The following is a 3916-nucleotide window of genomic DNA, read 5'->3' as shown; positions in this document are numbered from 1 at the left end:
TATTAAGTCAATTAGTTAGGACGACATTTACTGCTGAAGAAGGTAATGAACTAGCAGTAAGTGATTTTTCTGCAATAGAGGCAAGAGTCATAGCATGGTATGCAAAAGAACAATGGCGTTTAGATGTGTTCAACACACACGGAAAGATATATGAAGCATCGGCTTCTCAAATGTTTAATGTCCCGGTAGAAAGCATAACTAAAGGCGACCCTCTCAGACAAAAGGGAAAAGTGTCCGAATTAGCTTTAGGTTATCAAGGTGGCGCTGGAGCTTTAAAAGCGATGGGCGCATTGGAAATGGGCATTGAAGAAAATGAATTACAAGGTTTAGTTGATAGTTGGCGTAACGCAAATCCTAACATAGTTAATTTTTGGAAGGCTTGCCAAGAGGCTGCAATTAATACTGTGAAATCCCGAAAGACGCATCATACGCATGGAGTTAGATTTTATATGAAAAAAGGTTTTCTAATGATTGAACTGCCTAGTGGAAGAGCTTTAGCTTATCCAAAAGCTTCAGTTGGTGAAAATAGTTGGGGTAGTCAAGTTGTTGAATTTATGGGCTTAGATCTTAACCGTAAATGGTCAAAGTTAAAAACGTATGGTGGGAAGTTAGTCGAGAATATTGTTCAAGCAACTGCAAGGGATTTACTTGCGATTTCTATAGCTAGGCTTGAAGCATCAGGTTTTAAAATAGTTGGACATGTCCATGATGAAGTAATTGTAGAAATACCTAGAGGTTCAAATGGACTTAAGGAAATCGAAACTATCATGAATAAGCCTGTCGATTGGGCAAAAGGATTGAATTTGAATAGTGACGGATTTACTTCTCCGTTTTATATGAAGGATTAGGAGTGTGATTGAATGCAACATCAAGCTTATATCAATGCTTCTGTTGACATTAGAATTCCTACAGAAGTCGAAAGTGTTAATTACAATCAGATTGATAAAGAAAAAGAGAATTTGGCGGACTATTTATTTAATAATCCAGGTGAACTATTAAAATATAACGTTATAAATATCAAGGTTTTAGATTTAGAGGTGGAATGATGGCTAGAAGAAAAGTTATAAGAGTGCGTATCAAAGGAAAACTAATGACATTGAGAGAAGTTTCAGAAAAATATCATATATCTCCAGAACTTCTTAGATACAGATACAAACATAAAATGCGCGGCGATGAATTATTGTGTGGAAGAAAAGACTCAAAATCTAAAGATGAAGTTGAATATATGAAGAGTCAAATAAAAGATGAAGAAAAAGAGAGAGAAAAAATCAGAAAAAAAGCGATTTTGAACCTATACCAACGAAATGTGAGAGCGGAATATGAAGAAGAAAGAAAGAGAAGATTGAGACCATGGCTTTATGATGGAACGCCTCAAAAACATTCACGTGATCCGTACTGGTTCGATGTCACTTATAACCAAATGTTCAAGAAATGGAGTGAAGCATAATGAGCATAATCAGTAACAGAAAAGTAGATATGAATGAAACACAAGACAATGTTAAACAACCTGCGCATTACACATACGGCGACATTGAAATTATAGATTTCATCGAACAAGTTACGGCACAGTATCCACCACAATTAGCATTCGCAATAGGTAATGCAATCAAATACTTGTCTAGAGCACCGTTAAAGAATGGTCATGAGGATTTAGCAAAGGCGAAGTTTTACGTCGATAGAGTGTTTGACTTGTGGGAGGGGTAACGATGGCAACGCAAAAACAAGTTGATTACGTAATGTCATTACAGGAGCAACTGGAATTAGAAGACTGCGAAAAATATACAGACGAACAAGTTAAAGCAATGAGTCATAAAGAAGTTAGCAATGTGATTGAGAACTATAAGACAAGCATAAGGAATGAAGAACTATATTACGAATGCATGTCGTTTGGACTGCCTAATTGTTAAAAGGAGTGACGACCATGACAGATAGCGCACGTAAAGAACGCTTAAACCAATTTTTCGGCTCTAAAAGATATCTGTATCAGGATAACGAACGAGTGGCACATACTCATGTAGTAAATGGCACGTATTACTTTCATGGGCATATCGTGCCAGGTTGGCAAAGCGTTAAAAAGACATTTGATACTGCTGAAGAGCTCGAAATATATATAAAGCAACATGGTTTGGAATACGAGGAACAGAAGCAACTAACTTTATTTTAGAGGAGATGGAAATGATGAATAACCGCGAACAAATTGAACAATCAATTATCAGTGCTAGTGCGTATAACGGCAATGACACAGAGGGATTACTAAAAGAGATTGAAGACGTGTATAAGAAAGCGCAAGCGTTTGATGAAATACTTGAAGGTTTACCTAATGCTATGCAAGATGCACTCAAAGAAGATATTGGTCTTGATGAAGCAGTAGGGATTATGACGGGGCAAGTGGTCTATAAATATGAGGAGGATCAGGAAAATGACTAATACATTAACAATTGATCAGTTACAAGAGTTATTACAAATACAAAAGGAGTTCGACGATAGAATACCAACGCTGAACTTACGAGATAGCAAAATAGCATATGTAGTTGAATTCTTTGAATGGTTTAATACATTGGAAACGTTTAAGAACTGGAAGAAGAAACCAGGTAAGCCGTTAGATGTTCAGTTAGATGAATTAGCGGACATGTTGGCGTTTGGATTGAGTATTGCGAATCAAGTAGGAGTGTCATCAGAAGAGATAAAAGAAGCGATTGAATCAAGTTTTAAAAATAGTGAATTTCACAACATGTTTAATTTTAAAGATAAAGAATTTGCTCAAGACGCAGTTGTTAGCACACCACAGATAATATTCAAAGAATTTTATCCTGACCAATTGGCAATTGTAATAGCGATAGACATAGCTTTCAACTTATATTCTATCGACCAGCTCATTGACGCATACAAAAAGAAAATGAAAAGGAATCATGAAAGACAAGATGGAACAGCAGACGCAGGAAAAGGATACGTGTAAAGACATCTTAGATCGAGTCAAGGAGGTTTTGGGGAAGTGACGCAATACTTAGTCACAACATTCAAAGATTCAACAGGACGCAAGCATACACACATAACTAAAGCTAAAAGCAATCAAAGGTTTACAGTTGTTGAGGCAGAGAGTAAAGAAGAAGCTGAGCGCAAATACGAGGCACAAGTTAAAAGAGATGCAGTTATTAAAGTGGGTCAGTTATTTGAAAATATAAGGGAGTGTGGGAAATGACGGAGGTTAAAATTAAAACTATTTCAGATAGAGTTTATTACACAACAACAGATCTAGCTTCTGACGATTATATTAATCTTGTTATGAATCTAGTGATTGAGGATTTTCTTCCGGTCAAAGATGTGTTCAACAATGAAGTATGGGTTAAAAGAGATGAGATTGAATCATTTACATTTATTAAGGAGGCAAACGATGATTAACATACCTAAAATGAAATTCCCGAAAAAGTACACTGAAATAATCAAAAAATATAAAAATAAAGCACCTGAAGAAAAGGCTAAGATTGAAGATGATTTTATTAAAGAAATTAAAGATAAAGACAGTGAATTTTACAGTCCTACGATGGCTAATATGAATGAATATGAATTAAGGGCTATGTTAAGAATGATGCCTAGTTTAATTGATACTGGAGATGACAATGATGATTAAAAAACTTAAAAATATGGATGGGTTCGACATCTTTATTGTTGGAATACTGTCATTATTCGGTATATTCGCATTGCTACTTGTTATCACATTGCCTATCTATACAGTGGCTAGTTACCAACACAAAGAATTACATCAAGGAACTATTACAGATAAATATAACAAGAGACAAGATAAAGAAGACAAGTTCTATATTGTATTAGACAACAAACAAGTCATTGAAAACTCCGACTTATTATTCAAAAAGAAATTTGATAGCGCAGACATACAAGCTAGGTTAAAAGTAGGCGA

12 protein-coding genes are annotated in these 3916 nt (G+C 35.4%); all 12 read left to right on the top strand.

The annotated features are described in order from the left end of the window. Positions 1–848 (top strand): DNA polymerase (locus IDG60_RS08410; RefSeq protein ID WP_241013350.1); only part of this gene is annotated, 848 nt, incomplete at its 5' end. Positions 849–860: 12 nt separating this feature from the next. Continuing rightward, on the top strand, positions 861–1046 hold the full coding sequence (locus IDG60_RS08405; protein ID WP_001164629.1) for a DUF3113 family protein: 186 nt from the start codon (positions 861–863) through the stop codon (positions 1044–1046). After that, complete coding sequence (locus tag IDG60_RS08400) at positions 1046–1447, top strand: SA1788 family PVL leukocidin-associated protein (protein WP_000113974.1); 402 nt, start codon at positions 1046–1048, stop codon at positions 1445–1447. Before IDG60_RS08405 ends, IDG60_RS08400 begins: the two co-directional genes overlap by 1 nt. Then, positions 1447–1704, top strand: coding sequence for a DUF3310 domain-containing protein (locus IDG60_RS08395; protein ID WP_000022728.1), 258 nt, complete (start codon positions 1447–1449; stop codon positions 1702–1704). The genes IDG60_RS08400 and IDG60_RS08395 overlap by 1 nt, the downstream gene beginning before the upstream one ends. 2 nt (positions 1705–1706) lie before the next feature. Continuing rightward, the gene (locus IDG60_RS08390) at positions 1707–1907 is read left to right on the top strand and encodes a hypothetical protein (protein ID WP_000235324.1); all 201 of its coding nucleotides are present in this window, start codon (positions 1707–1709) and stop codon (positions 1905–1907) included. 14 nt (positions 1908–1921) lie between these two features. Then, positions 1922–2164 carry an SAV1978 family virulence-associated passenger protein gene (locus IDG60_RS08385; RefSeq protein WP_000132194.1) on the top strand — a complete coding sequence of 81 codons (243 nt, stop codon included), beginning with the start codon at positions 1922–1924 and terminating at the stop codon, positions 2162–2164. Between the two features lie 14 nt (positions 2165–2178). Beyond that, positions 2179–2427: a type II toxin-antitoxin system toxin HigB gene (higB, locus tag IDG60_RS08380; RefSeq protein ID WP_001065039.1), complete on the top strand. Its 249-nt coding sequence runs from the start codon at positions 2179–2181 to the stop codon at positions 2425–2427. Beyond that, on the top strand, positions 2420–2956 hold the full coding sequence (locus IDG60_RS08375; protein WP_000185671.1) for a dUTPase: 537 nt from the start codon (positions 2420–2422) through the stop codon (positions 2954–2956). Before higB ends, IDG60_RS08375 begins: the two co-directional genes overlap by 8 nt. 36 nt (positions 2957–2992) lie before the next feature. Beyond that, positions 2993–3199, top strand: coding sequence for a DUF1381 domain-containing protein (locus tag IDG60_RS08370; protein ID WP_000195794.1), 207 nt, complete (start codon positions 2993–2995; stop codon positions 3197–3199). Beyond that, on the top strand, positions 3196–3399 hold the full coding sequence (locus IDG60_RS08365; protein ID WP_000141180.1) for a hypothetical protein: 204 nt from the start codon (positions 3196–3198) through the stop codon (positions 3397–3399). The genes IDG60_RS08370 and IDG60_RS08365 overlap by 4 nt, the downstream gene beginning before the upstream one ends. Then, positions 3392–3628: a DUF7366 family protein gene (locus IDG60_RS08360; protein ID WP_000608275.1), complete on the top strand. Its 237-nt coding sequence runs from the start codon at positions 3392–3394 to the stop codon at positions 3626–3628. The genes IDG60_RS08365 and IDG60_RS08360 overlap by 8 nt, the downstream gene beginning before the upstream one ends. Continuing rightward, positions 3621–3916 (top strand): hypothetical protein (locus tag IDG60_RS08355; RefSeq protein WP_206160616.1); only part of this gene is annotated, 296 nt, incomplete at its 3' end. The genes IDG60_RS08360 and IDG60_RS08355, both read left to right, overlap by 8 nt.

This window comes from Staphylococcus sp. EG-SA-2 (assembly GCF_017152085.1).
The sequence above is the reverse complement of the archived record's forward strand: the minus strand, read 5'-3'. Positions and strand labels throughout refer to the sequence as shown.